The following is a 25,521-nucleotide window of genomic DNA, read 5'->3' as shown; positions in this document are numbered from 1 at the left end:
CGAACGAATGACGACAGGCGCGACGGCCGTCCAATGACCCCGGGAAATCCGGGGGGCTCGCGGCGGCTCGAATCCAATCGGATCCGATGGTGATTGATGACAGGGTTTGACGCACAGCGGTCGAGCAGCCCCAGAGCCTGATCGACCAGCTGGACAACGCCGCCTTGGCGGACAACTGGTTCGGATACCCGGCTCAGAAGCACAGAATCCACCTCTCGCAGGCGTACACGCTGCTCGGCGACACCACTTCGGCCCGCGCCGAGCAAGAAGCCGCCCTCGCCCTCACCGACGCGCCCTCCGTCATGTCCCGGGCCCTCCTGGCCCTCGACCACGCGCAGTGCCAGCACATCGACAAGGATCCCCAAACCGCCGCCGACACGGCCACCACCACCTGGCACCAACTCCCCAAGGGCTACCAGAACGGACTGGTACGAACCCGAGCCGAAACACTCCGCGACGCCCTCACCGGTCGTCCCCGTGACCAGCTCACCGAAGCCCTCAGCACCTGACCACACAGCCGACACGAACGACGAGCACCCCGTTCACCGCGCCCAACACCGACCCCGCCATCGCGACAAGCACAAACCTCACCCCACCCAACGCGAGCGCCCCCGCACCTCCCCGGTCGGCCAGGCCCACACTGAGAACCGCGATCCAGCGCCCTCCACTCCCGGAGTTCGGCGTCATCGGACACGGCCCCGGCAGCGACACCCCCACCCCATCCCGCCCCGCGCGGCCCCAACACCGCCATCGAGCCGACCGCGCCGAGCGAGACAGGACGAGGCAGCGACCCCACCACGCACCAGAGCACGTTCACAGACGAACTGCTCACGGGACAGCGGCGCGACGCGGCCGACAACCAGCTAGCCCTCCCTCGACCCCCGCATACGCGGGGAGTTCGATGCCGCTCGCTTCCGAGTCATCGACGCTGAGCCACCCCCGCATGCGCGGGGAATACGGGAGCCCCGCGTGTGCGCGGGGAGCAGTTCTGGGGCCACCCCCGCGCGCGGGGAATACCGCCGCCACCGTCTCCACCCACCGCACGCACCTGGGGCCACCCCCGCGTGCGCGGGGAATACGGGGTGTGGCGGGCGGTCCCCGGACGCGCCGCGGGGCCACCCCCGCGTGCGCGGGGAATACGGTATTTGACCTGGGTGTTCGTCGGCGAATGGGCAGCGATTCACCCACTTTCCCGGAGTCGGACATCCCGCACATTCAACCCATCACCGTCTGGGACGAGGCTCCACGACCGAGCAGTCACCGGACGCTGACGACGGCGCCAGCGTGCAGTCTCTCATCAGATCGTGGGCGAAGAAGCCCTTCCGGGATTCTGTGGATGAGTCCCGATCTCGTACCCAGTGGTGCTCCGGGCAGCAGGCCGCGCTGGTGGGCGCGACGAGCGGTCGTGCCGTCGTGCCGCTTCTTCCGCGACGCGCTGTTCCGGCGATAGAGCCAAACGTCGTGCGAGTTCAGCTTCGAGGGAGTGGACTCGCTTTTTCGCGGCACGAACCGCCGGGGTCTCCCGCTCATTCGACTCGGCGCGTGGCGAGATTCCTTGTTCCGGGGTGGTGCCGGAGGTCGCTACGCGCTGGGCGGCGCGAACGGCCGCGTGAGCGCGGCGGTTACGTTCCCGGACTGCGGCATCACTGAGGTGGGCATAGGACCCTACGGGTGAGCTGGTCATGGGCGGGAGATGCCCAACGGCTCGGTGTGACGCGGTATGGGCCATGGTCTGAGCCGAGGTTCGTGGGGTGTCTTTGGGCTCGGTGCCAGCAGCTCGCTGAACGTGCTGACGAACGTGGTGGGGGATGACGTTGTGGGGTAGTTCGGCCAGGATCAGGTGTTCCTCGTCGCCGAACTCGACCTCCCGGATGAGACCTGCGACAGCGCGATCGACACGCTCTTTCCGGGTGCGGGCCGGACCCGCCTGGGCCCGGTCGGCGTCGGTCTCATAGGCGGTCAGGGGAAGGAAGAGGTGGGATTGGTGCGTGTCACGGCTCATCATCGTGTAGAGCGCGTTGGCCTGAACGCCGGGTGCGTACACCAGTGCGTCCTGGACGGTCAGTCCCTGTGACTTGTGACCGGTGATCGCGTACCCGAGGCTCAGCCCGCCCAGTGCGATGTAGTCGGCATCGATCCACTCGGCCTGATCCCGCTGCCCGTCCGGGCTTTTCTCCCGCCATTCGACAAGAACGCGGCTGTCGCCGTCGATCGCCCGGACCAGACCGCGGTAGCCGTTGAGGACGTCGTGGTTCTCGCCGTGGCTGATACGGGAGCGGTAGTCGTTCGCGCGCAACAGCACCTGGTCCCCCACAGAGACGGTGAGTTCGCGTCCGCCGGCGAGCGCGTAGGTGTGTTCGGGCCCCGAGAGGTCTCCCCGGGCTTTTCGGAGGGCGCGCGCGCCGAGGTTCAGGTCGTCCACGATGTCGTTGGTGGCGGCGAGCATGAGCAGGTGCCGCACGGCGGTGTGGTCGTCGGCGTACGCGGCTCGCTTGTCGGCCCAGACAGTGAGCATCGCGGCGACGGTGGCGTCCTTGTCCTCCAGCGCGTGGACGCGACCGGTACCCGCGAAGGTACGGAGTGCTTCGACGCGTTTGTCGTCGCGCCACAGCTCCAGTGCCCGGCGTTCGGCCATGTCCTTCTGCCGGAAGTTCTCGGTGAGTTGGAGGCCGCCGACGAGCTGGTGTACGGCGGCGAAGGACCCACCGATACCGGGTGAGCGCAGCTGCTTGGGGTCACCGATTCCGACGATCTTCGTGCGGGTCGTCGCGGCGTGGGTGAGGAGTTCGGCGATGTCGCGGTCGTCGCACATCGCGGCCTCGTCCATGACCAGGACGTCCACTCCGGTGAGGCCGGGGCCAGCGTTGCGGATACCGGTGAGCCAGGACGCGAGGGTGCGGGACTCGATGCCCGCCTCGGCCTTGAGGTTCGCGGCGGCGACGGCGGCCGTACTCGCCCCAGCCACGACGAGACCGCTCGCTTCCCACGCCTGCCGGGCGGTGTCCATGATCGTGGTTTTGCCCGCTCCGGCGATGCCCACCACCGCATCGATTCCGTGCCCGGCCGCGAGTAGCCGTTGGAGGACGGCGCGTTGCTCGTCGGAGAAGGCGAAGCTACCTCCGTGCTGGGCCTCGACGGCGGACAGCGTCATGTCCACCGTGTTGGGACTGACGACGGCGGCCTGCTCGTTGAGGCGACTCGTGGTCTCGGAGACGATCAGTGCTTCAGCGTCCACCACATCCGCGGTGGTGTACCGGTCGGCGTGGGTGAAGTGCTGGGCACCCTTGGGGGTGAGCTGGATCGCGTACCCGGCGTGCTGGAGGACGGAGTTGGTGAGCTGTTCGGCCTCGGCAAGGTCCGTGACGCCGTACGGGAGGGCGTCCAGCACAGCGGCGATGGCGGCGGCGTGGGTGAACTCCTTGGTGGTGGCGGTCAAGCCCGTCGCTGGGTTGAAGACCTGGGCACACAGCTCGTCCAACCCCGGGTTGTGGTGGGGTCGTTCCTGTTCCATCGCACCAGCGGCGATGGCGTCGGGGTCGTCACCGGCGGCGCGGCCTTCGGCCTGCCAGTACGCGCGCAGCGCGTCATCCGAGGCCCCGGCGGCCTCGCCGTTCTTCGCGGCTTTGGAGGCGGTCGAGGCGACCGTGCGCTCGCGCGTGGTGGCGCTGTCGTAGGCGATGCCCAGCTTGGTCAGCAGGTCGCGGACCTGGCTGTCTCGCTTGCTGAACAGTCGGATCGTGGCCTCGGGGATGGCCGCGATCTCCCACGCGCCGGTGCGCTCGTCGCGGCGGAAGCTGATGCCGAACCTGTCGGTCAGCTCTCTGCGGATACGGGCGTTCATGAGGGACTGGGTCGCACGAGCGTGCCGGTGAAGGTCGCGGCCCCCGCTGGCCATGGTGGACCACTTGCCGTCCTTCCCTCGCACCATGTTGGCCAGAGTGAAGTGCAGGTGGAAGTGGGGATCGCCGTACGGGGCACCGTCGACCGGGCGGGCCGCACGGTGGACCATCATCCAGCCGCAGAACCCGCTCGTCTCCATGGTCCTGGCTTCGTCACCGTCGCCGTGGTGGCCGCGCATGGCGTACGCGGTCCACCGCTCCAGGGCCGCTATGGACTCGCGGCCGGCGTCCGTGTAGATGCTCTCGACCTGGGTGGCGATCTCCGCGGGCGCGTAGGCGAGGAACGCGGACTTCGACTTCGCCAGGTCCAAGGTGACGTCGGCGCCGAAGTTGCCGACCTGCACACGGCCTTCGAGGAGAGCGGCTTTGATCTCCTCGGCGTCCCAAACGTCTTCGGGCGCGAGCCCAGCCGCCTTGGCCATGGTCACCGCTTCGCGGACATCCATCGGCAGGTCGCGCAGACGGCGTGCGCCTTCGCCCACGGTCTGCGCGTACCGGCGCTTCATCGACGCGGCGTCGAACAGGTCGGTGGGCCGCTGTCCGGTCTCGGTGGCGCGGGCCTCGATCGCGCGCAGGAGTGCGCGGGCGTCCAGATGGCCACCCGCCTCGGCCACCACCGCCTTCTCCAACACCTCTTCGCCGTACAGGTCAGCCGCGTTGATACCGACGGCGTCGGCGAGCTTCAAGACCGTCGAGACGGGAACCCGGTGCGACTCCCCGAACCGCTTGAGCTGGCTCTCCATCCGGCGGAAAGCGTCCCGCTTGCGCTGGGAGTCCAGCAGCGAGGGCGGGCTCACGCCGCGCTCGGCAGCGGCACGACGAACCGCGCGGGCCAGCGAAGCGGCCGGGAGCCTGGCGCCCGGCGCGATGGCCAGCTTGGGTTCCACGAGTGTCTGACCGGTTCGGGGATCTTCCCCGTACATGAGACGCCGGGCGGCCTGGAATCGGGCGGGCACGAGGACGCTGCCAGGTGTGATGTCGAACTCCGTGAGGCCGTTGCCGATCCACACGAGGGGGCGTTCGCCGGCGTCCAGGTGGTAGTCCACCTGCCCGTTGGCGTCGGGTGAGGAGAGGGCCTGTTCGCCGTAGAGGACGCGGGCGTCGAGCCCGGCTGCGGCGGCGACTTCACAGGCGTCGGTCCCGGTGAACCGCGCGGCCCCCTTGCTGCGAAGGAGTCCGCGGGTACGGAAGAAGGCGCGCTTGGCCTCGCGGGAACCGAGCAGGCTGGAGACGGGAACACCCGCGGCTACGGCCTGGGTTTCGACGGCGGCGACGAGAGGGGACGCGTCCACCGAGGCGGTTTTCCCGCAGCCGTGCCCGCCGGTAAGGCGATACTCAACCTGTCCATCGGACGGGCCGATCATGGTCACCCATCCCAGTGGGCCCGTCACCTCCCGCCCCTCTCAGTCAAATTCAGCCAAGTTGGCCAATTGTATCGCCACGAAGTGACGATACCTTGGTCCTCTTAATTCAAGATCATGATCAACGAGGGGGAGCCTCGGGCACTCGGATCGGCCTGGTCGCTCGGGCGGATCAGGCTCCTGGAACCTGATGTCCGGTTGGACTGCTACCTCTGTGCGAGGTGCGAGGTGCGCGGGCTGGGATGGCGTACGCGCTGCGGCGGTACGACGATTGGGCCTCGCAGTCACTGCTCCGGGTATCGGCTTTCCACCGGGGCGAGTCACTGGGTCTGCGAGCTGACCCGGCCCTCTCGCTGCGAAACGGGCGGCTGCGGCGGAGGCGATTCGGCGGACTCCCCGCGCCAGGCCGCACCAAGACCCTGTGCCGCCCTCTCCAGTCCGGAAACCGCATCGCACCACGCACCGTCATCGGTGGAAGCCATGTCCCACTGGGCGGCAGCACTCATCAAACTCCGCGTTTCCCGTTCCACCCAGTCGGACCATGGGGCCAAGCCCTTCGCGACCGCGCGCACCGCGCCCAGCTCGGCCAGAAGATCAAGGGCCGCCGGCTCCATAGCCTCCCTTGCCGTACGCAGGGCAGACCGCACAGCGGACTTGCACTCCTCCGTGTCCCTACGCGGCGGCTCAACCCGCGCCTCATCGCCTGTGATCCGTTCCCCGGATTCAAGGTCAAAGATCGGGCCCAACTGCCGATTCCACCAGGCTCTCATCGCTCGCCAGGAACGGGCCGCGTCCGCCGCAGCAGGCCGCTCCCGCCGACTGATCTCCAGCAGCCGCCCGGCACACCGGGCCACCTCCGCCACAGCTGCGGCTTCCGCCGTGGCGGCTGCCTCCTGCTGGGTGCCGAACGACTGCTCGACCACTTCTGCGGCCTCGTCGTCAGTGATCGGCCACGCCTTCTGCATCGCGGCATGCTCGGCGAGCTGCTGCCTCTTCCACTCCCGGAGCAGGTCAGCCGGGTAATGCGCTGGAGTGTCATCGATTTCCGCAGCGTGTTCCAGGCACAGAGGCAGGAGGTTTTCTGCGCTGCGGTTCTCCGCCTCCGTCATCTGCGGTTCCCAGCGAGGACCGCCCTCGCTTCGCGCGTGGATGTGCGCCACGCGGCTGTTGAGGATCGTCTCCCCGGTCTCGTTGTTCATCCGGTAGAGCGGCCTGCTGCATCCGGGTTCGCCGCACCGGAAGGCGGTGGCGTAGAGCTGCTTTACTGTCGCTTCGGTCGGCCCCCGATGCTCAATCGGGCCTGAAGGCGTACGTCCTGTCATCGGAGATCGCCTTCCGTGTCCGCCCGCGATGACGTTTCTCGTGTTCAACGACAGCGGAGGGCTGCGGGCTACGGGTCGCGGCCGTCGAGGATGCGAGGTAGGTCTGTATATCCGGCCGCCGATCGCGCGGGGGCATCTTTCGCCCCGCTGGTCACGACCATCGAGGGATGCAGCCGCCAGCCGCATCGGACACCGACGCGGAGGGCCGGTTCGGGCCCGGTGGTCAGACTTCGCCCTATGCACCCGAGCGCTCGCCCGGAGGGCGGAGCGGGCCCCGACCGGCGGAGGGCTCGTAGCGGCTGATCCGTCGCCTCTGCTGCCGGATCGTGCGGTCTTGGTTGGGCCCTGCCCGAACCGCCAGCGCCTGGTGACATGGCGAAGGCCCCCGCTCCAGACTGCCGATTGAAGCGGAGACCTTCGTCATGTTCGCCGGGTGGCTCTCTTGGCCGACGGCTATGTGTTCAGAGGCCATTCGCCGAACGGCACCGGCGCCTGTCCTTGGGCTTCGCGCACGGCTTCCTCCGTACCGCACGTCGTGCAGATGAAGACCTCGCGGTCGGTGGTCAGCCGGGAACGTGCGGGCCGTTCACCGAGCGGGCCGCCGCAGCGCGGACAGCGGGTGTCGGGCACGGGTCACTCCCCCGGGTTCTCGCGGGCGGACTTGAGGATCAGATTCCAGGTGGGGCGTGAGTAGGTCTTCTCCGTCTGCTTCTGGAGTTCGGGAATCAGTTCGGCGTTCTTCGCGCCGGGGTTCGCGGCAATGGCCTGCCGGGCGAGGGTCAGCCGCTCGTCCCCCTGGTACGGGTACGCGAGCCCGCAGCGGCCCTTCGGGCGCCCGCCGGCGTGCCCGCGGCCCTTGCGCTCCGCGAGGTACTGCCACAGCCTCCACCGCTTCCACTTCGGGCGCCGACGGGTCGGAAGCACGTCCCAGTCGTCTGGCTCTGGCCACCCCTCGGGCGGGTTCTTGACGTAGTGGGAGACCGTGGCGGAGTCAGCGAAGCCGCAGACCTTCGCGGCCTCGGCAGGGCCCACCATCTCTTCGGGGTCGCCGTCGAGCTTCGGCGGGTTGGTGGTGCTGGCGGCAGCGCGCTGCCGCTGAAGCTCGTGGTGCCACGTCGCCCATGCGTCGCCGTCCCAGTGCATGACGCCGTCGATGGTGTCCGCGACGGGCGGGTGCCCGTTGTTCTCCCGGTTGGTCCAGAGGTTCTGAAGCGTGGGTTCGCTGATGCCGTGGACCTTGCGTAGGTCTGTGCGTGAGTAGAGCGTGCGGCCGGTCTTGGGGGACACGGTCGTCTCCTGTCCTTGGTCGGGGTCGTGACCGCTCCGCGCGGCCACTGGATGTCGTCCGGGTCCTGGGTCGGCGTCCACGTACGACTGCCCACTGGTTCGAGCCGGGGAGGGTGGCGATGTCGGCGAGGGGGACGGCAGCGGCCCAGTCGGCGCGGCCGGGGTGGTCGACGGGCAGGTTGAGCACGAGATGGCGGCCGGTCGGCGAGAAGTCCTCGACAATGACGAAGCTGTCGGTGGGATCGGCGCCGATGCTGTTACCCCTCGTGAGCTGGGCGATGTCGCCGGGCTGGGGACAGTGGGGGCGTCGGTCACATAGCATGGTGTGGTCTTTCTGGTGAGAGACACCGACGGCCAGTGCCTTGTTGCCCTTGTGCGCTGGCCGTCATCTGGTGTCTGGGTGCGCGGCGTCCTGGGGGACGCGCGGCCGGTCGGAGGTTGCCCGCTCCGCTGACGGCGGAGTAATTAAACCACCTTTGCGTCGAGCGGACGGGGCCCTGATCCGGACGACGGCGGTCATCAGAAAAGGGCCCCCTGATCTGCGTCGCGTCGACCCCGGTCGACGGATGGCCGGGTGATGCGGAGTTCGTAGCGGGGGCGTTCCGCGTGCGGAGGAGCGTGGGCTTCGCGGCTGTACCGGCTCCACGCCACGACGGGAGCGCCCTGGTCGATCCAGTCGGCCGGGTAGCGGGCGGTGAGCTGGGCCCAGCGGCTCCGGCTCCGTGGCACAGCCCCATCGGTCCTCGACCGTGGTGATCGGCGGCAGCGTCCTCCAACCGGGGAACGCATGGTCGTGCGCCTCCTCCACCGCTTCGTTATCTCCCTCTCCGAATCCGTCACCGGAGTACACGGGACCTTCCCACCCGCACACGAGGCACCCGCCGCAGAACTCCTGTTTCTCCCCCCGGCGGCCGGTCGGCCGGCTGCGGGAGAGCAGGGTCGGGGTGTGGTGTGCGGGCGGGTACAGCTCGCGGCCGAAGTCGCTGTACGCGCCGCCGGGGTGTCCGGGCTGGATGTGCCACGCCTGCGCCGCGGTCTCGGGCCGGTGGCGGGTCCGCGCGTTGCGCACTCGCCAGTAGTACGTCTGCCGCGCCCGTGCCCCGGTCGGCTCGGGGACGGTGGCCGTCACGGTTTCCTGCTTCCGGCGGCGAGCACTTCGCGGAGTGGGTCCGCGAGCACGGTCTGTTCGTCGAGGGCGTCGAGGAATCGCGGCCCGTACGCGCGGCGCACGGCGCGGCGGGCGTCCTGGTGGCGGTCCAGCTCCGGGTAGTACGGCGATCGGTCGAGCACGTCATAGCCGTGCTGCGTGAGCACGTCGGCTATGAGCGACCGGACTTCTACGGGGTCGAGGGTGGAGAGGTCGGTTTCTCCGGGGGCTGCGAGGAGTACGCGGATCAGCTCGGTCGCGCTAAGCCGGGGGTGGAGGGGAACGCTGAGCCGGTGGACGCCGTCCCGGCTGGGTGTGGCGGCTCCTCGGCGGCTGGGCGTCCTGGTGGTGCTGCGGTCTTCTGTCGTCTCGTCCATCGTGATGGCCTTCGGTGGTTGAGGATGCTGGCGGGGCGTCCGGGGTCAGAACAGGGCGTGTTCGGCGCGGGCGGCGTCGGCGGCGGTACGGCCGGGTTCGGCGCTCCACCGGTCGAGGACCTGGCGGTGCAGGACCTTGGCGGCGCCCGGGTCGTCGGCGTCGACGGGGTGACCGGCGAGGGTTTCTGCGAGGGTGGCGAACGCCTGGTCGCGTGTGCGGTCGATGCGGTCCCAGTCGTACGTCCGGCCGGCGGCTCCCCGCCCGTGGCCGGCGGCGACTTGGAGGGCGCCGCGCGGCCAGCACGGCAGGGTGGCGGTGCGGCCGGGACCGTCGAAGAGGCGCGGGCCTTGGTGGATGCCGACGTGTTCGATGTGGCGGGCGGCCCATTCCAGGATCGCGGCGGGGGTGTCCGCGATGACGATGCTCTCGGGGGTGTGGCGGGTCGGCACGGTGCTGTCCTTCGGGAGGGACAGGGGCGGCGGCGCGCTGCCGCCGCCCCAGTCGGGCTGCTAGTGGTAGGCGGGGATCAGTCGGCGGACCTTGTCCTCTCCGATGCACCCGCCCTTGTGACGGCGCGCGCTCGGCGGCCCCCGTTGCGCCCGCGCAAGTGCGACCAGAACTTCGGGCCCTCCCACGGGCACAACTCGCAGCTGAGGTACCAGTGGTTGTCGCTGCCGGGAAACCCGGTGAGGGCTGCCCGCCAGTGGTGAGCCCGGAGCCCCGCGAACGCGGTCAGCGCGCCCTCGATGTTGCGATCGTTGACCGGCATCCGCGGGTGCAGGAGAGGCACCGGCCCGCACAGCGGGGTGGGGGCCTCGGCGAGGACCTGGTCCAGGGGGACGGCGCCGATCCGACCGGCGGCGTACTGCTCCGCGAGATGGGCGGCGGCCATCTCGGTACCCGGTGTTCCCTTCGGCGGGCGACGGAGGTTGTGTTCGCCCGCGGTGGTGAGGACGAGCCAGTCACGGTGCCACCTGTAGGCGCGGCCGATGACCTGGTCTTCGCCCACGATCACGGGATATCGGCACTGGATGTCAGGGGCGCCGACGCGGTACTTCGGGACGGTGGTGGTGCCCTGGGTCGCGGGGACGATGAGCCTGCCCGCTTCAGTGGCGGGGACGGCGACGGTCGCGGGTCATTCGAGGAGTTGCGTGGTCATGGTGGTGCCCTGTTCTGGTGAGAGAGAGGCCCGCCCCGGCGCGCTCGGCCGCCGGGGCGGGCGGGGGCGTGGTTACGCGGCCTCGGCCGGGGCCTGCGGGGCGGCGGACCATTCACGGTGCGGGGTGACGCCCAGGTCCGAAAGGACCGGGTTCAAGCTCCCGTTGTCCGGCACCCATTCCCAGTCGGTGCCTTCGACGCCGGGTCGCTCGGTCCAGGTGAGCATGTACGAGCGTCCGGAGGTACGGGGGTCGCCGCACACGGCCTGTGCCTCACGGCGGGTCATCGCCCACAAGGCGCGCTTGCGACGGCGCGGGGAGTTCTTCGAGGCGATCAGCACCAGCGCCATGCTGTCCAACCAGCTCGCACCCGCGGCGGGGGCCGCTGCGGCGGTCGGCTCCCCGACCGGTACCGGCTCTTCGACCGCCGGGGGCTGCTCGGCAATCTCCTGCGGTTCGGTGGCCGGGGCCTGGGGCGGCTGCTGCATCTCGTCGGCGCTCCTACGTCCGGACACGCCGTAGTACGGGGCGGTCCATGTCCAACCGTCGTGACGGTTGTCCGCTGCGCGAACAATGCGCTTGCCGGGGCTGTTGTGGATGTGCGGGATGGTCACGGACTTCGGGTTGACCCGCAGGACCTCGTACCAGGTACCGCGGTAGAGAACGAAGTCACCGCGCTTGAAGTCGGCCCGCGACCAGATCGTGAAGCCCTCTGCTTCGGCGTCCTCGATGACCTTCTCCCAGTGGGCGATCTCCTCAGTCAGCTCCTGACGCTCGATCTCCAACTCCGGGTCTGCCGGGTTCCGGGAGAACCCCTTGGCGGACTGGCCGCGCTGCCACTTCTCGACCGCGCGGAGGTCGGCCCGCAGCTTGTCGAGACGGCGGAGCGTGCGGCCGGGGTCCTTCTTGAACTGCTGGTAGTTCGCGGCGGCCTGCGCCCGGCCGGTCCAGTGGGAAGCGCGGTTGCTCTCACTGATGCTCTTGCGCATCGCGTCGTCCATCCGCGCGTGATCACGGCGGGCGCGGCCCTCGGAATGGTGACCCACGAGGATCGGCTGCCCGAAGGCGAACCGCTCGGATATGTCTTGGCTCTTCTTCCACGCGGCCTCGGAGGACTGGGCGGCGTTGGCGGCGTACCCACCGAACCGATCGGCGCGGCCGTCGGCCTTCTCCTGTCGCTCCTGTTCGGCCTCGCTGAAGCTTCGGCGGTCGGCGTTGTCGATGGTCAGCGTGACCTCGAAGCCTGCGACGCGGAGTCGCTGCGCGAGGCGTTCGAGCGAGGGGGAGTAGGTGGCGTGGTCGCGGCTGTGGGGGAGGTACCAGCAGCCAAGGTTCCTGCTCCAGCGGAAGGGCTGGCGCTGGGTGCGGCCGTACTCGCGGAGTCGCAGGATCTCGGCCGATCCGTCGCTCCGGCTGGTCCCCTCGATCAGGGTTCCTTCTCGGCGGGTGTGGGTGATCTCGATAGTCATTGAACTGGTCTTTTCTGGTGAGAGTTTGTGGTCCGGCCGCAGGGCGGACTTTGCGTTGGCAGCGGCGCTGCACCACGGGCGCGGGCCGTGAGGGACGATCGGCTCGCGGGTCGTCGCGCCTGCGCGGCGACAGGGGCAGTCGCGCCCCCGCGGGGCGCGTCCGCTGCGGTCCGGTGCCCGTCGTCGGTCGGCGGAGTCGGCCGGCGGCGGTGAACGCACCGGACCTTTCCTGCCGCCCCGAAGGGGTGTCCGCTGGGGTGCTCGGGGGCCTGCCGGTCCGGAAGGTTGCCCTCCCCCGGACCGGCGGCCCTTGGTGTCAGCTGCGGTGGAGCGTGTGCCGCGCGGCCGGGTCGGCGTCGGCCAGTCCGGTCCGCTCGCGCCATGCCTCGCGGACGGCGGCGCGGAGCGCGTCCCCGTCGTCGTAGGCAAACCGGCCCCGGCGCAGGTTGCGGACGATGTCGCGGAACGTGTCCTGGTGCATCGTGGCCAACGTGTCGTCCAGCGTGGTCAGCTCGTGCGGGAACATCGCCTGCACGGAGTCGCCCGGCTCCGGGGCACCAAGGGTGAAGTACCAGACCACGGACATGGTGGCCTCGTCCGCGAACTCCGGCCCTCCGAACGGGCCGACGACGACGGCCGGTCGGGTGTCGAGCTGGTGGCCCCGGAACCAGGGTCCGGCGATCACGAGCGTCGCGGTGGGGAAGTCCTGGACGGTGGGCTTCTGGTCGGTGGTGAGCATGTCGTGTCCTTCTGGTGAGAGGTTCCGCCGGGGCCGGTCGGCCCCGGCGGGGGTGTCGGGAGGGGGGTTGCCCTCCCCCTCCCGACACCACTAATTAAACCACGTTATAGCCTCGGGTCAACCGATCACGGCAAGTTCGCGGCGCTGCTCGGCGGCGGCCCTGACGTCGCGGGCGATGGCGCGGCCTGCCTCGATGGCCCGTACGGCGGACTCGTGAACCGGGGGCTTCCCGCCGTCGGTGATGATGCCCGCGAGCGGCGGCATGACGGCCGGGCCGGGAGTGATTCCGAGGATGAGCGCGGCCACATGCGCGGCTGAGGCGACCTCGGCGGCGTGCTGACCGGGAAGGGGTGCGTCCGCCTCGGTGATGCGTCGCCACGCGTGGCCGCACAGGAGGATGCGGACGGCGTTGTCGGGGGCTTCCTGGGCGAAGTCGAACCCCCCGGCCTGCTCGGAGTCCTCGTGGTACTGGTCGCGGTACTGGCTCACCAGGACATCACGGATGACCTCGACGGCGAGCGGGGCGGCGGCGGGCGGCTCGTAGGCATCGCCGTCGGTCTGGCTGATGTCGAAAACCGGCCCGGCCTTGAAGCCGGACACCTTGCGCGCCTCGCCCCCGGCAGCCTCGTCGGCGGCCTCTCGCTGCGCGCCGTCGGCGGCTGCGGCCGTGGCCTCCCGCCCCTCATCGGGCCGCCGCTTGATCGGGGTCCAGATACGGAGAGAGGTAGAGCCCTTGACCGGGAAGCCGGCCGAGCTTTCGCCAGCCACCGGAGCTGAGTACGTGGGTGGCATTGGGATGCTGGGCGGCGACGGCAATGCAGTTGGCGGGGCTGCGGTCGTCGCGGTCCGTGTGGGTGAGGTTCGCGGCCGTGCGCATGACGGCGACCCAGAAGTCTTCGCGGGCGACCATCGCGGCGTACGCACGATCCATGACGGCTTCGATTTCGCCGCGCATCTTGGCGGAGTAGGCCCGGCGCTCTTCGTCGGTCATCTTCGGCTTACGGGGCATATCTCGGTCCTCCTGGTGAGAGATCGGCATCCAGGGCCGGCTGGCCTCACGATGCCGGTCGGGGATTATCCTCCCCTTTCGACATCACTAATTAAACCATGTTCTTAGGGTGAGGTCAACCCGGATACACACTCTGACCTGCTCTTTCCCGCACCATCGACCCGCACCCGCCCGGCCGGGCCCGGCCACAACGGGCCTGGGCGGGGTTCCCTCCTCGGTCGGACAGCTCCGCCGCACCAGGGTTCCGGGCGCGGTGTCCAGGCTCGCGAAGCGACCGCGCAGCGGCTCGGCCTGGACGCCGTGAACGGGTTCCTGGTACGCCTCCTGGGTGTCCGGCCGAGGAAGGAACCCCGCCTTCACCCGCACCACGACACTCCCGCACCCGACCGACCAGCCCCCACCCCCTCCGAGAGAGGACCCGCCGGAGGCATCAAGTCTTTGAGGCCGGCGCCAGTGTCACCACAAGGTGACCTGCTCGGCGGACTTCCCGCCCGACCACGACCTTGTCGGGGCCAAGGGCGACTCGGACGGCGGGCGCAGCGCTTTCACCGCGGGGCAAGAGCCACCTTCCTCCTCCCATCGGTCGGCGGCGTCGCGCTCGGCGCGGGCCTGCTGTTCGGTGAGCAGGAGCGGCTTCCGGTACAGCTTCCGCGCACTGGAATCGAGGGGCGGGAGTACGCGGGCGGCGGCCTTCTGGTCGTCTCGGCGCTTGTGGCGTCGCCGGACTTGGGCGAACCGTGCCTCGTAAGCGGCTTGGTCGCTGTCGTGGAGCCCGGCCGGGTGGAGGCGAGCCAGTTCAAGGGCAGCTTGCCCCATCGGAGTTGGCGTCAGTACGGGGGTTCCGTCCTCCTGGCGGACGGCGACAAGGAAGCGCGCGGCGAACAGGGCCTCGGTCCGCTCGCGGCTGATCCGCCGGCCACCGTTCCACACGCCGTGCCGTGCTGCCTGCCGGGCTCGCCCGTCTCTCCAGTACAAGCGTCCGGACTCGGCCGCCTCCAGCACCCGGACGTGTCCGGCCGTCCAGCCGAGTTCGGCAACGTGACCTTCCGCGAGATACCGGTTCCTCGCCGCCTGGTCCCGGTTCTCCTGGTCCATGCCGGTGGCAGCGCGCTCCTCGGCCTCCCGCTCGGCTTCTTCACAACGGCGTTCGGTCTCCCGCTCGGCGTACTCGGCCGCTGTCAACTTCCGCTCCAGCTCAGCCCGCAGGTCAGTGCCCGTCGTCTCAGCTCCGGCGGCCGACTGCGCCCGAACAGCGTGGTCAACGGCCTCACGGGCGCAGTACAGCAAGGCGCTGCTCGGCATGGTGGGATCGTCGGCGTACTCCTCGGCGCGGTCGGCCCACTTCTCGGCCTCGACGGCTTCCTTGTGGGCCGCGTGCATAACCGCCTCCAGACGGGTGGCGGCACCGGCTCGGCTGTGGCACACGGCGGTCATGGCGTCGTCGGCTGCCGTGACGGCGAGGATCGCGGCCTGCCTGGCGACCTGGAGACAGGTCTGCGGAGACGGGTCTCCTGCCGGGACGACCTGACGTTGGACGACGCACACGTTCTCGGGCATGGGGTGCTCCTCGGGGTCTGTCGGTGGTGCAGTCGGCGGCGGACGGCTTCTCCATGGGGGAGGTGCCACCCGTGGCCGCGCGGAGCGCGATGGACAGTGCCGTCGTGCCCGCAGGGCACGCCCGTTAGCCCGGCGCCCGGACGGGGCGGGAGGGCCGCCCGCAGCCCGGACGTTCCGGCGACTGCGAGCCGGGCCAGGCTGAGCCGTCCCGGAGGGACGCCCTTCGTACGGGGCCAGTGACCGGGGCCGGCCGCCGACGCGGGGGCCCGGACGGCGGTGGGCGCTGCGTGGGGTGGGCGGCTCGATGCCGCCCACCCCACGGCCGGACGGCCGGGGTCCGGCCGGGCGGTGCTCCCGCCCGGCCGGGGCTGCTTCTACGCGGCGACCGGTTCGCGGGCGGAGACGCGGCACCGGGTGAGCACGGTCTGTGCGGTCTCGCCGTAGATGGAGTGGTCCTTGACCGTGCCGGTCAGCTCGACCTCGTCGCCCTGTTCGGGGACGTCGGCGGCGGAGCTGAACCAGACGAACACGTTGCCGTCGCTGTCCTGGAACTTCACCAGTCGGCGGCGCTGGGTGTGGTAGCCGTACGTCCGGCCCTCCAGCTCGATCACGGTGGTGACGGTGGCGGCGGTAGTGATGCGCTCGCCCACCGTGCCCTGCGGCCGGGAGTTCTGGGCGGCCCGCTCGGTGGCCTCCTTCTCCTGGTCGCGGTACCAACCTGCGATGGCGGACACCAGCGTCGGCAGGTGGCGCGGGTCGACGGTCTCACCCTTCGCCAACTGGCCCACCTTGTGACGGTAGTCGGAGAGGCTGCCGTATCCCTGGACGGCCCATACCCGGACGGCGGCGGCGGTGGTCGGCGCGTCGGGGTCGGCGTCGATGCCGTCCTTCCACGCCTGCGGGGCCTTGCGGTCGAAGAAGTACGCTTCGACGCCGTCGGCGGTCGGCATGGTGTTCTTCCACTGCTCGGACCGGCTGTAGAACCGGCCTTCGGTCTTCACGATGGCGGCGGTCACCCGCAGGACCTCGATCACCGGGACGCGGAGATCGGCCGGGATGCCGCCCTCTTCGCCGTCCCAATCGGAGTCCTTCAGCGTGCCGAACCGCCACAGGGCCTCAAGTCCCTTAATCGGCAGACCGGTGTACGGCTCGACGCACGTCGTGCCCAACTGCCGCATCTCGCCGTTCTCGTGGCGGGCAAGGTAGGTGGCGGTGCGGTGCCGGGCGACGGCGCACCCGTGGCACAAGTTCTCGATGGCGCGGTACTGGCGCGCGGCCTCGGCGTCCTGCTCGGGCAGGCCAGGGAACAGGCTGGTGATCGTCTCGCCCTCCTCGTCATGGTCCAGGCGGGCGATGACGGTCCAGCCGTGGTGACGGGGGATGTCACCGGAGATCGTCACGGTGACGGTGGGGCGCTGGCCGATCACGCGGCCGTCAAGGTCGCGGTAGTCGGCAAGGAACGGCTCGGAGATGTCGAGCGCGTACGCGCTGAGGTGGTGGACGGCGGCACGGGTGTTGGTGGCCTCGACAAGCTGACGGACGCGGGAGTGGGCGGTCGCGGGGATGGAGAACCGCATGGCTGCGCTGGTCATCGTGGGTGCTCTTTCTGGCGAGAGGAATCGCGGGCCCGGCCTCGCGGGTTGCCCTCCGCGTGCGGCCGGGGTCGGGCCGGATGGCGGCCCGTGGGCCGGAGGGGGGTTGCCCTCCCCCTCCGACACCCTTAATTAAACCATGTTTTGAGGTGTGGGGCAAGCATCCCGGCCGGGGATGTCGAGTGCGGCACGGTCGCGCAGGAACGCGGCGAACAGGGCGGCGGTGTAGCTGTCGGCGGTGCCGTACGTGCGGCGGCAGACCAGCGCACCGATGCGCTCGCCCCGGTAGTGGACGGGGAACGGCTGGCCGGGGGCCGGGATGGCGAGCGCGTACAGTCCGCGCGGGGTGTCCACGCGCAGGACGACGGCGGCGACCTGATGGTCGTAGGCGGCAGACCAGCGGGCGGGCCCGATGCCGAACTCTGCAAGTCCACCCGCGATGGCGCGGGCCTGCATGATGTCAGCGGTGGTGCCGGGGTCGGGCTCGGCGGGGGCGGGAACGCATCCGCAACCGTGATCGTCGGCGTGGGTCTCGAACAGAGCTGCACGGGTCACTGTGGGGCTCCTGGGGTGGCCGGGGGCGGGAGGGTTCCCGCCCCCGGCGTCGGGCGGCTGAGGTGGTTAGGCGGCGGCTTCGTCGTCGCTGGCCGGGTCGTCGGCCTCCTCGGCCTCCGGCTCGCCCGTCTCCTCGTCGGTGCCGGGCTCCTGCTCGGTCTCCGGCTCACCGCCCGTCGTGATCGCGCGGGGCTTCTTCCTCGACGGGTCGTAGGGCTCCCCGTCCACGACCGACTGCTCAATGGGCGTGAGGGGGTAGTCCAGGGACGCCAGCACCTGGAACCATCGGCCGGTGGGCTGCCGCGCCCACGGGGCGTGCTGGCTGTCCGTCCGCCACGCGGAGCGGTTCGCGCGCTTCTCCCGGACGGCGGCGATGGCAGCGAACTGCAACTGGGGAGCGCGGCGCGGGTCCTTGGCGACGTGCCCGGCGAAGCTGACCCGGTCCTTGGCCTGCTCGGCGTTCAGCCCCAGGAAACCGGCCAGGATCTCGGTCGTACCCTCCTTGTTCAGATCGTCGGAGATACCCCAACTACCGTTCAGCAGAGCGTTATTCACGTGCCCGATCAGGGTGTTGGTGGTGGTCTTCGGCAGGTTGCGCCGCTTGATCAGGTCCGTGATCCACTTCCGACGCAGGGCCTCGGCCGCGTCCCAGTCGATGTTCCCCTTCTTGACGGCGGCGCGGGCGGCGCGCTCGGCCTCGACCTCGGCGGCGGTCTTCGTGCCGCCGCTGCCGCTAGCGCCCTCGGGCACCGTGTGCCCGTACAGGCCCGGGGCGGAGCAGTAAGGCTCGTACCGGTCGCCCCGCCGCTCGTCGAACACCCACACCAGACCCTTGCACTCGGCGTGCTCCTCGGCGCTGACGCCGCGCAGCCGCCACACGGGCATGGCGCGCTCGGACAGCTCCTCGGCATCCCGGATCTTCTCCCCGGCCGCCTCCAGCTCCGCACGGTGGGCCTCGGCCTTGGTCCGCTTGTCGCGCTTGGTCCGCTCGATCGCGATGGCCCAGTCAACGTCTCCCTCGTCGGCGTCGTCCTCAGCGGCGGCCTCGGTGATCACTGCAAGCGCTTCGGCGTCGTCAGCGAATTCCGTGAGGGCAGCCAGGTGCTCGAACGTCCACTCATAGCCGCTCGCGCCCGTGACGGCGGCCGACAGCTTCTCGTCCGACCGGACCTTGACCAGCGTCTTGACGTCCTTCTGCCGCACGCCTGCGGCCTTGGCGATACGGCCGACCTGCGCGCCCGCCTCGGCGGCGCTGAACATCGCCTGATTCATCTCGGACGCCGTAAGGCTCTTGCGGTGCTGGGCGGTCGTGATCATGTCGAGGAACTGCCCGGCCGCGTCGCGGTCGTCGTCCTCCCACTCGTACGGCAGGTGGGTAAGGCCCGCGTCCGTCGCGGCGTGGTAGCGGCGGTTTCCGTCGTTGACCTGGAGGACTCCGCCGTCGAGCCGCTGGATCTTGACGGGGATGCGGCACCCCTCGGCGCGGAGCGATTCCACGAACGGCGCGTTCAGGTCGAGATCTTCGCGGGCGTTCTTCGGGTGCGGGGTGAGCGCGTCAATCCGGATCACGGGGCGCGGGGTGACCGGAACGGTCTCCAGCCCTGCGGCGACGGCGGCGGCCAGCCGCTGGAACCCGTCGATGATCTGTGGCACGTCGCCGTGGGTCCGCACGACGTACAGCGGCTCCACGACGCCATTGTCCTTCACGTCGGCCAGGAGATCGGCCGGGACCTCGATGTCGCGGACGTTGCCGGGGTGCGCGGCCAGCTCGGCTACGGTGAACGTCGGCCACGGGGCAGGGGTCTGGACGCCGACCTGGGTCTTGGTGCTCGTCATCGGTACTTCTTCTTCCTGGTGAGAGTTCGTCGGGCCGTTCGACCCGGCGGGGTGTCGGTCGGGGGGTTGCCCTCCCCCTTCCAATACAACTAATTAAACCATGTTCTAAGGGTTGAGTCAACCCGGATATAGGCTCCGACCTGGCCTTTCCCCGCCACAGCCAACCCGCACCCGCCCGGCCGGGCCCGGCCACAACGGGCCTGGGCGGGGTTCCCTCCTCGGTCGGACAGCTCCGCCACACCAGGGTTCCGGGCGCGGTGTCCAGGCTCGCGAAGCGACCGCGCAGCGGCTCGGCCTGGACGCCGTGAACGGGTTCCTGGTACGCCTCCTGGGTGTCCGGCCGAGGAAGGAACCCCGCCTTCACCCGCACCACGACACTCCCGCACCCGACCGACCAGCCCCCACCCCCTCCGAGAGAGGACCCGCCGGAGGCAGCCTTTCGCCCTGGCCGGCACCCAACGAACCCGTGGTTCGAGATGTCCGCGGGCCTGTGCCTACGGTGCGCACGATGAACAGTCCAACAAAGCTGGGGGCACGGTTGAGCACCACTTCGGCAGGGCCGGTAAACGCGGCGGAGCTGCGGCGACGGGTTCGCGCTGCTGAAGCTCTGAAGGCGAAGACACGGGAAATAGCCGCCACGAACGCGCTGGCCGCGCACGAGGCGGCGGTGAAGGCGGCCAAGGCGAAGGAGGAGGCCGACGTCACGGCGCGGGAAGCCGCTGCTGTAGTTCTGCGGCTGTTCGACAACGACGCCGAGTTGGTCTCGGAGCTGCTGGGCGTGCCGTCGGAGGAGCTGGAACGCGAGGCGAAGCCCGTTACCGCCGCTCGCGCGAAAGAGATCATCGAATCGCTGCGAGCCCGCGCCGAGCGCCCCCGCTCCCCCAGGACACGTAAGCCTCACACGGAGGCGTCGAGTCAGTCTCGCCCAGACTCGGAGGCCCCCAGCCGTCGCGCCGGACAGCAGTTGGACTGATGTCGCATGAAGACGACCCGGTTCCTGACCTGTCCCCACTGTCGCGGATGGGATCGGCAGGGTGCCCGTCCATGGATGAGGCACCGGAGCAGTTCGTTCTGATCGGTGAACCGGTGCCCGTGCGGGTCCCGGCGGTGGAGTGGGCCGCCTGGTTCGCCGGCGACACTGTCTGCGGCCGGTACTGGGTGGAGGTTTCACCACACCTCGGCCTCAGACTGTTGGTTCTGGTGGAAAGAGATATCTAGCACAGGGCATGCGAGTTTCCGTGCCGCCTCGCGATCGGGCCGGACCCGGTCCCTGCCCATCTGTACGGCTGTCAGCTCGCCCACGATGCCATCCCACGCCTCGACTGGGGGAACGGAGCGCCTGACGTCTGCCGCGCGTGCGATACCACTCATGTCAGCCCCAGCACGTGCGCCTGGACACCCCCATTGGAGAACAGGGCCGAGTGGCCAGCTCGGCGCCGAAACCCTCACAGCCCACTGGCAGATCCTCGGTGCGACGGGTCGATTACGGGCAACTGCCTAGCGATACACACCCAGCTTGCGTTGGGCGAACACAACTCGGACATACCCAACGCGTCGCTGGAGCCGCTGAGGCAGGTAGACCCCTAAAGCCTGTGGTAATTACGCGTGGGCGTTGGGGATCTGGACGACAGGGTGATCACCGGCCGATTCGCCGGGGGGCCTGAGTCGAGGCCGTGCGCAAGCCCGCTGCCGTCGAGTGGATGCCCGGCCCGCCTCCAGCCGGACGTGACTACGCCTGCGGACTGTTGTCCTCATCGGATTCATCGAGACCCAAGACGATCCGGCTGAGTTGCCCAAAAAGCCAGTTTTCCATGACACAACCGATGGATACCACCTGTTTTCACTACAATCAGCTACACCGCCGCCGAGAAGGCCGTCGTCGCCGGCTCCGGTGCCCACCCCGACCCGGGCGCCTCAGGCCGTTCTACTCGCTCTGATCGGCGGAGGTCTTGATACAGCACCGGTCGACGCAGCACGACGCCATTTGCGCAAACTCCGCTCGGGTCCGCCCAAGAACCCAGTGAGTGGCCCACCAGAGCCACGCAACATTGCAATCACAACGACATACAGCCCCGTGCCCACGAGTGGGCACGGACCCCGGATCGAGCCGGATCGAGCGGGACGGAAGAGACGGGAAACAGGAGGCCCCTGCGCAAAAATTCGGCAAAACCCCAGGCCAGGAAGGTCAAGCGCTCGGGTTCGAATCCCGTTGGGGGCACCTCTCTTACAACCCCTCTGACCTGCGGAAACGCTCGTCAGGGGGGATTTTTTGACCCTCCTGGTGGGCACGGAATGGGCACAGAACCCTCATCTACGGTTCTGAGCATGGCGTACATCGAGGTCAAGCAAAGACGCGACGGACAGTTCAGCTACGTCGTTCGCTGGCGCGCGGGAGGTACCCGCGGCGGCAGCAGAGCATCCGAGGTCTTCGACAAGGAGCCGTCTGCCGAGCGGTTCAAGAACCTCGTCGACGGCCACGGCCAGCAGTGGCCCCCCGGCTGGGTGCGCGGCCGGGGCTTCGTGGAGAACGTGCGTACGCCGGACGAGATGTTCGAGCCCTTCGCGCTCCGCTACATCGATCATCTCACCGGAGTCCAGGGCGACACCAAGGCGGAGTACCGCAAGCTGGTCCGCCAGAAGCTCTCACCGTGGTTCCGCAGCTACTCGATGCACGACGGGGAGGGCGGGCTCACCTCGGACCTGATACGCAGTTGGGTCAACGATCTGGAGGCCGGGCGGCCCGCCCCACATGACCTGAAAGGCACCAGGCGCCGCAAGCTCAGCCCCAAGACCATCCGCAACGTGCACGGGCTGCTCTCCGGCATCTGCCAGAGCGCGGTAGAACGGACGCTGCGGACGAAGAACCCCTGCGCAAGCACTCGGCTTCCCCGTAAGGACGACGGGGTCGAAGACGAGATGGTCTTCCTCGAACGCGACGAGTGGGCGCTGCTGCGCTCCCACCTAGGCCGTGTATCGAAAGTAGATCTTGAGCTATAGATGATCACGGTTCATGGGGCGGGGAGATCTCACGGACGAGCAGTGGGCAGTGCTGGAGCCGTTGTTGCCGAAGGGCGCGAAGGTGGGGCGGCCGCCCGTCTGGCCTCGACGGCAGTTGATTGACGGCATAAGATTCCGCGTGCGGACCGGTGTGCCGTGGCGAGACGTCCCCATCAAGTACGGACCGTGGAGCCGGGTCTACGACTTGTTCCGCCGGTGGCAGCGGAACGGCACCTGGCAGCGAATCCTCACTCGGCTTCAATCCCTGGCCGACGCGAGGGGCGCGATCGTCTGGGACCTGAGCGTCGACTCCACGGCCTGCCGCGCTCACCAGCATGCGGCCGGGGCCTGCAAGCGGGGTGACCTGCAGAAGGAACCGCCGGGCGGTGTGCTCGCCGAGCCCGGAGATCACGGGCTGGGAAGGTCGCGCGGCGGGTTCACCACCAAGTTGCACCTGGCGGTTGAGCAGGGCCAGAAACCCATGTCGATCGTGATCACGGCAGGACAGCGTGGCGACTCGCCGCAGTTCGAACCCGCGCTGGAAAAGGTCCGTGTGCCCCGCCTCGGACCGGGCCGGCCGCGCGTCTGCCCCGATCGCGTGCGCGCTGACAAGGCGTATGCCTCCCGCAAGAACCGCGCCTATCTGCGCCGCCGCGGTATCCGCTTCACCATCCCAGACAAGGCCGACCAAGCGCGCAACCGCAAGAAGCGCGGCTCCCGCGGTGGCCGACCGCCGGAGTTCAACGCCGAGGATTACAAGGCTCGACATGCCGTCGAGTGCGGTATCAACCGTCTCAAAAGTAGCCGGGCTGTGGCCACGAGATACGACAAGCTCGCGGGCCGCTGCGAGGCCACCGTCCTCGTAGCGGCCATCAATGAGTGGCTGTGACCGGATCATTCAGGGATGGCGGACGTCCGTCCGTGGAGGCTTGGCGGTTCAGGCGTTGACGGCATGTTCGACGAACTGGCCGCAGGCGCGGAACCCCAGGCGGCGGTAAACAGGCTCGCCGTCGGCCGACGCCTGCAGGACCGCGATGCGGTGCTCTCGCTCGCGGGCCGAGCGGAGGGCCGCGAGCGTGATGGCTCCGCCGTAGCCGCGTCGGCGGTGGGCGGTCAGGGTGGAGATGTTGTAGATGCCGGCGACTCCCGCGTGGTGGAACACCTCGGCGGAGCAGACCGGACGGTTCTCCACGTAGCCCACCAGGTACCGGGCCGAGCAGTCCGAGGCCAGTGCCTGCGAAGCGGCCCGGGCGAAGAAGTGACGGACGGTTTCGGCGGGTGGATTCCAGTTCGCGGCGAGGACCGTGGCGTAGTCGGCGAGCTGTTCGGGCGTGGTCACCGTCCGGATCTCCAGACCCGGTACGGCGGGAGGCGGCAGGGTGTCGTCCAGTTCGGCCCACATCGCCGTCTCACGTTCGGACACCGGCAGACCGGCCGCCGTCAGGCGGGCAGTGAGGTCAGCCGGTGCCGAGGTAGGGCCCACCCACCAGGAGAAACTGCGACCGGTGCCGACCAGCGTCCTGACGGTCTCGGTGATGCGGGCCGTACCGTCGGCGGCGGTGAAGCGTGCTGCGGCGACGATGTTGAACGTGTCGTCGTCCAGGCCGCTGTCCGCGACCAGGAGATCGCCGGTCTCTGCGACGGTCGCACCGGACATGCTCCGGTGCAGATGACAGGCGTGTTCCGCCAGGTTCCGTTCCATCCTGCCCGTCAAGTCGGCTTCGACAGGAAAATAATCATTCATAGCGACTGATCCCAGCACGACCCGAGCGAAGACCGCATGTTATTTTAGACAGTGCCACGCTGGCGACCAGCACTTTCGATACACGCCCTAGTACTGCAACGGTGCTTGTCGTGACGGTCGTTGGGTTCGCTCGTTGGTCCGTTTATGGGTGGGGAGATATCTGAGGTTGATGCTGGTCGCTGGTCGGATGGGTTGGCGAGGTTGCATAAGCGGTTTGCTCGCCGGTTCGCGCGGAGTGAGTCGCGGGAGTCGACTCTCGCGTACATGCGCGGTCTGCTGGCGCCGCCGGAACGCAAGAACGGCTGGACGGTGGCCGAGGAGGCCGGTCATGGCGGTCCGGACCGGATCCAGCGGCTGCTGAACCGGATCGACTGGGACGCGGACGGGGTCCTCGACGACGTGCGCGAGTACGTCTTCGAGCACCTGGGGGATCCGGGCGGTGTGCTGATCGTGGATGACACCGGGTTCGTGAAGAAGGGCCTGCGGTCGGCGGGTGTCCAGCGCCAGTACTCCGGCACCGCCGGCCGCACCGAGAACTGCCAGGTGGGAGTCTTCCTCGCCTACTCGGGAGAGCGGGGCCGGACGTTGATCGACCGGGCGCTCTACCTGCCGAGGTCATGGACGGATGACCGCGTGCGTTGCCAGGGTGCGGGGATCGGTGACGAGGTCGAGTTCGCCACGAAGGTCCAGCTCGCGAGGGCGATGGTCCGCCGCGCGATCGACTACAAGATCCCGTTCCGGTGGGTGACCGCGGAGTCCGCAGCCGCTCCAGCTCCGAGACCCGCCTGCCCTCCGGCACCACCAGCAGGTCCGCCAAGGTCGGCGCGGGCGCGCCGCATCCGCCCGGACCATCGTCCTGGCCACCGCTCGTACAGGCGCCGCTCGGCCGCCGTACGGGCCTCCGACACCTGCCGGGCCAGCACCGAGACACCCGGCAGCAGCACCCGGTTCTTCCGCAGCCACGGCACCGCGTGGTTGAACAGTGCCACCGGCCCCTCGGCGTGCGTCCACGCCCGCCCGTACAGGAAGCTGCGGAACTCCCGCCCCCCACTTCGAGTCGGTGAAGTCCCGGTACTTGAACCGCCTCTGGACCTCGTCCGCGTGCTCGAACGCTGTCGAGCGCCGCTCGGTGCACCGCTTCACGCGCGAGGCGTGGGTGATGGCGAGCTGCCCGGCCAGGTACTCCACGGCCTCACACGGCACCGCGAGCGGGTCGCCCTCGCCCGCCAGGCCCTCGCCGAGAACCCCGCCGCCCCGAACGCCGAACTGATCCCCCAGCTTCAGGAGCAGACGGAGAAGCCGTACTCGCGCCCCACCTGGAAACTGATCCTGAAGTCCGCCCGCGAACCCCGAGGGCTGAATGGGCCCGATCCCCACTTCGTCCGCGACGAGCTGGCTGATCCCAAGGAATTGGCTTAGCCCCGGAACACACCGGAGCCACCTCCTGTCCCGCGAGTCGATCCGTGAACTCT

The 25,521-nt window shown here is 69.5% G+C and carries 22 protein-coding genes and 4 pseudogenes; 6 read left to right on the top strand and 20 right to left on the bottom strand.

Translation table 11 applies throughout. The features are described from left to right. Positions 1-164 precede the first annotated feature (164 nt). A complete protein-coding gene (locus E0L36_RS22910) occupies positions 165-509 on the top strand; it encodes a hypothetical protein (protein WP_180931186.1) in 345 nt (114 codons plus the stop codon). A 788-nt stretch (positions 510-1,297) separates the two neighbouring features. Here E0L36_RS22910 and mobF read toward each other — a convergent pair. The 17 genes and pseudogenes from mobF to E0L36_RS22840 all read right to left on the bottom strand — a co-directional run bounded on the left by mobF (position 1,298) and on the right by E0L36_RS22840 (position 19,308). Then, positions 1,298-5,191: a MobF family relaxase gene (gene mobF, locus E0L36_RS22905; protein WP_308416883.1), complete on the bottom strand. Its 3,894-nt coding sequence runs from the start codon at positions 5,189-5,191 to the stop codon at positions 1,298-1,300. Positions 5,192-5,580: 389 nt separating this feature from the next. Next, positions 5,581-6,459, bottom strand: coding sequence for a hypothetical protein (locus E0L36_RS22900; protein ID WP_180931185.1), 879 nt, complete (start codon positions 6,457-6,459; stop codon positions 5,581-5,583). Positions 6,460-7,215: 756 nt separating this feature from the next. Further along, a complete protein-coding gene (locus E0L36_RS22895; RefSeq protein WP_258016513.1) occupies positions 7,216-7,869 on the bottom strand; it encodes a hypothetical protein in 654 nt (217 codons plus the stop codon). Positions 7,870-7,990: 121 nt separating this feature from the next. Beyond that, positions 7,991-8,191 (bottom strand): annotated as a pseudogene (locus E0L36_RS28605) (DUF6211 family protein); the annotation flags it as partial. A gap of 197 nt (positions 8,192-8,388) precedes the next feature. Then, entirely contained in the window at positions 8,389-8,658 is a 270-nt protein-coding gene (locus E0L36_RS28600; protein WP_374705578.1) for a DUF6349 family protein, read from the bottom strand. Next, positions 8,621-8,998 (bottom strand): annotated as a pseudogene (locus E0L36_RS28595) (DUF6349 family protein); the annotation flags it as partial. The pseudogene E0L36_RS28595 and the gene E0L36_RS28600, both read right to left, overlap by 38 nt. After that, entirely contained in the window at positions 8,995-9,393 is a 399-nt protein-coding gene (locus tag E0L36_RS22890) for a DUF6181 family protein (RefSeq protein ID WP_180931183.1), read from the bottom strand. The pseudogene E0L36_RS28595 and the gene E0L36_RS22890, both read right to left, overlap by 4 nt. A gap of 45 nt (positions 9,394-9,438) precedes the next feature. Next, positions 9,439-9,843, bottom strand: coding sequence for a DUF6197 family protein (locus tag E0L36_RS22885; RefSeq protein ID WP_180931182.1), 405 nt, complete (start codon positions 9,841-9,843; stop codon positions 9,439-9,441). 77 nt (positions 9,844-9,920) lie between these two features. Beyond that, positions 9,921-10,403, bottom strand: a complete 483-nt coding sequence (locus tag E0L36_RS22880) for a hypothetical protein (protein ID WP_258016512.1) — start codon at positions 10,401-10,403, stop codon at positions 9,921-9,923. Between the two features lie 222 nt (positions 10,404-10,625). Continuing rightward, positions 10,626-12,020, bottom strand: coding sequence for a DUF3560 domain-containing protein (locus tag E0L36_RS22875; RefSeq protein ID WP_180931181.1), 1,395 nt, complete (start codon positions 12,018-12,020; stop codon positions 10,626-10,628). A 316-nt stretch (positions 12,021-12,336) separates the two neighbouring features. Next, positions 12,337-12,759: a DUF6409 family protein gene (locus E0L36_RS22870; protein WP_180931180.1), complete on the bottom strand. Its 423-nt coding sequence runs from the start codon at positions 12,757-12,759 to the stop codon at positions 12,337-12,339. 117 nt (positions 12,760-12,876) lie between these two features. After that, entirely contained in the window at positions 12,877-13,527 is a 651-nt protein-coding gene (locus tag E0L36_RS22865) for a hypothetical protein (protein WP_180931179.1), read from the bottom strand. After that, positions 13,442-13,750, bottom strand: a complete 309-nt coding sequence (locus tag E0L36_RS22860) for a hypothetical protein (protein ID WP_180931178.1) — start codon at positions 13,748-13,750, stop codon at positions 13,442-13,444. Before E0L36_RS22860 ends, E0L36_RS22865 begins: the two co-directional genes overlap by 86 nt. A 474-nt stretch (positions 13,751-14,224) precedes the next feature. Then, positions 14,225-15,325 (bottom strand): hypothetical protein, encoded by a 1,101-nt coding sequence (locus E0L36_RS22855; protein WP_180931177.1) that lies wholly within the window; start codon positions 15,323-15,325, stop codon positions 14,225-14,227. A gap of 374 nt (positions 15,326-15,699) precedes the next feature. Continuing rightward, entirely contained in the window at positions 15,700-16,917 is a 1,218-nt protein-coding gene (locus E0L36_RS22850) for a hypothetical protein (RefSeq protein ID WP_258016511.1), read from the bottom strand. 132 nt (positions 16,918-17,049) lie between these two features. Then, positions 17,050-17,472, bottom strand: coding sequence for a hypothetical protein (locus E0L36_RS22845; RefSeq protein ID WP_180931176.1), 423 nt, complete (start codon positions 17,470-17,472; stop codon positions 17,050-17,052). A gap of 66 nt (positions 17,473-17,538) precedes the next feature. After that, positions 17,539-19,308, bottom strand: a complete 1,770-nt coding sequence (locus E0L36_RS22840; RefSeq protein WP_180931175.1) for a ParB N-terminal domain-containing protein — start codon at positions 19,306-19,308, stop codon at positions 17,539-17,541. A 508-nt stretch (positions 19,309-19,816) separates the two neighbouring features. Here E0L36_RS22840 and E0L36_RS22835 point away from each other — a divergent pair. The 4 genes from E0L36_RS22835 (at position 19,817) to E0L36_RS22820 (ending at position 23,194) form a co-directional block, all read left to right on the top strand. Beyond that, positions 19,817-20,281: a hypothetical protein gene (locus E0L36_RS22835; RefSeq protein ID WP_180931174.1), complete on the top strand. Its 465-nt coding sequence runs from the start codon at positions 19,817-19,819 to the stop codon at positions 20,279-20,281. Positions 20,282-20,352: 71 nt separating this feature from the next. Further along, positions 20,353-20,526: a hypothetical protein gene (locus E0L36_RS22830; protein ID WP_180931173.1), complete on the top strand. Its 174-nt coding sequence runs from the start codon at positions 20,353-20,355 to the stop codon at positions 20,524-20,526. A gap of 1,107 nt (positions 20,527-21,633) precedes the next feature. Next, positions 21,634-22,305 (top strand): hypothetical protein, encoded by a 672-nt coding sequence (locus tag E0L36_RS22825; protein WP_180931172.1) that lies wholly within the window; start codon positions 21,634-21,636, stop codon positions 22,303-22,305. 13 nt (positions 22,306-22,318) lie between these two features. Next, on the top strand, positions 22,319-23,194 hold the full coding sequence (locus E0L36_RS22820; RefSeq protein ID WP_180931171.1) for an IS5 family transposase: 876 nt from the start codon (positions 22,319-22,321) through the stop codon (positions 23,192-23,194). A gap of 48 nt (positions 23,195-23,242) precedes the next feature. Here E0L36_RS22820 and E0L36_RS22815 read toward each other — a convergent pair whose 3' ends face one another. Continuing rightward, positions 23,243-24,007, bottom strand: coding sequence for a GNAT family N-acetyltransferase (locus E0L36_RS22815; RefSeq protein WP_180931170.1), 765 nt, complete (start codon positions 24,005-24,007; stop codon positions 23,243-23,245). Between the two features lie 186 nt (positions 24,008-24,193). On the opposite strand from E0L36_RS22815, the pseudogene E0L36_RS22810 reads away from it, so the two are divergent. Next, positions 24,194-24,811 (top strand): annotated as a pseudogene (locus E0L36_RS22810) (IS701 family transposase); the annotation flags it as partial. Here E0L36_RS22810 and E0L36_RS28590 read toward each other — a convergent pair. Together E0L36_RS28590 and E0L36_RS28585 are read right to left on the bottom strand one after the other, a co-directional pair. Beyond that, positions 24,772-25,074: a DUF4158 domain-containing protein gene (locus tag E0L36_RS28590; RefSeq protein ID WP_180931648.1), complete on the bottom strand. Its 303-nt coding sequence runs from the start codon at positions 25,072-25,074 to the stop codon at positions 24,772-24,774. The pseudogene E0L36_RS22810 and the gene E0L36_RS28590 sit on opposite strands and share 40 nt — an antisense overlap. 100 nt (positions 25,075-25,174) lie before the next feature. Next, positions 25,175-25,237 (bottom strand): annotated as a pseudogene (locus tag E0L36_RS28585) (hypothetical protein); the annotation flags it as partial. Between the last annotated feature and the right edge of the window lie 284 nt (positions 25,238-25,521).

It is taken from the genome of Streptomyces sp. AJS327 (assembly GCF_013450295.1).
Taxonomy (GTDB): domain Bacteria; phylum Actinomycetota; class Actinomycetes; order Streptomycetales; family Streptomycetaceae; genus Streptomyces.
This window is presented reverse-complemented; position numbering and strand designations above follow the sequence as displayed.

What these genes read in the sequence shown, in the direction of transcription:
- E0L36_RS22900 (WP_180931185.1), bottom strand. Translation starts at nt 6,459, where the DNA reads ATGAACAACGAGACCGGGGAGACGATCCTCAACAGCCGCGTGGCGCAC.
- E0L36_RS28600 (WP_374705578.1), bottom strand. Translation starts at nt 8,658, where the DNA reads ATGCGTTCCCCGGTTGGAGGACGCTGCCGCCGATCACCACGGTCGAGG.
- E0L36_RS22890 (WP_180931183.1), bottom strand. Translation starts at nt 9,393, where the DNA reads ATGGACGAGACGACAGAAGACCGCAGCACCACCAGGACGCCCAGCCGC.
- E0L36_RS22875 (WP_180931181.1), bottom strand. Translation starts at nt 12,020, where the DNA reads ATGACTATCGAGATCACCCACACCCGCCGAGAAGGAACCCTGATCGAG.
- E0L36_RS22870 (WP_180931180.1), bottom strand. Translation starts at nt 12,759, where the DNA reads ATGCTCACCACCGACCAGAAGCCCACCGTCCAGGACTTCCCCACCGCG.
- E0L36_RS22860 (WP_180931178.1), bottom strand. Translation starts at nt 13,750, where the DNA reads ATGACCGACGAAGAGCGCCGGGCCTACTCCGCCAAGATGCGCGGCGAA.
- E0L36_RS22855 (WP_180931177.1), bottom strand. Translation starts at nt 15,325, where the DNA reads ATGCCCGAGAACGTGTGCGTCGTCCAACGTCAGGTCGTCCCGGCAGGA.
- E0L36_RS22850 (WP_258016511.1), bottom strand. Translation starts at nt 16,917, where the DNA reads ATGACCAGCGCAGCCATGCGGTTCTCCATCCCCGCGACCGCCCACTCC.
- E0L36_RS22840 (WP_180931175.1), bottom strand. Translation starts at nt 19,308, where the DNA reads ATGACGAGCACCAAGACCCAGGTCGGCGTCCAGACCCCTGCCCCGTGG.
- E0L36_RS22835 (WP_180931174.1), top strand. Translation starts at nt 19,817, where the DNA reads ATGAACAGTCCAACAAAGCTGGGGGCACGGTTGAGCACCACTTCGGCA.
- E0L36_RS22830 (WP_180931173.1), top strand. Translation starts at nt 20,353, where the DNA reads ATGGATGAGGCACCGGAGCAGTTCGTTCTGATCGGTGAACCGGTGCCC.
- E0L36_RS22825 (WP_180931172.1), top strand. Translation starts at nt 21,634, where the DNA reads ATGGCGTACATCGAGGTCAAGCAAAGACGCGACGGACAGTTCAGCTAC.
- E0L36_RS22820 (WP_180931171.1), top strand. Translation starts at nt 22,319, where the DNA reads ATGGGGCGGGGAGATCTCACGGACGAGCAGTGGGCAGTGCTGGAGCCG.
- E0L36_RS22815 (WP_180931170.1), bottom strand. Translation starts at nt 24,007, where the DNA reads ATGGAACGGAACCTGGCGGAACACGCCTGTCATCTGCACCGGAGCATG.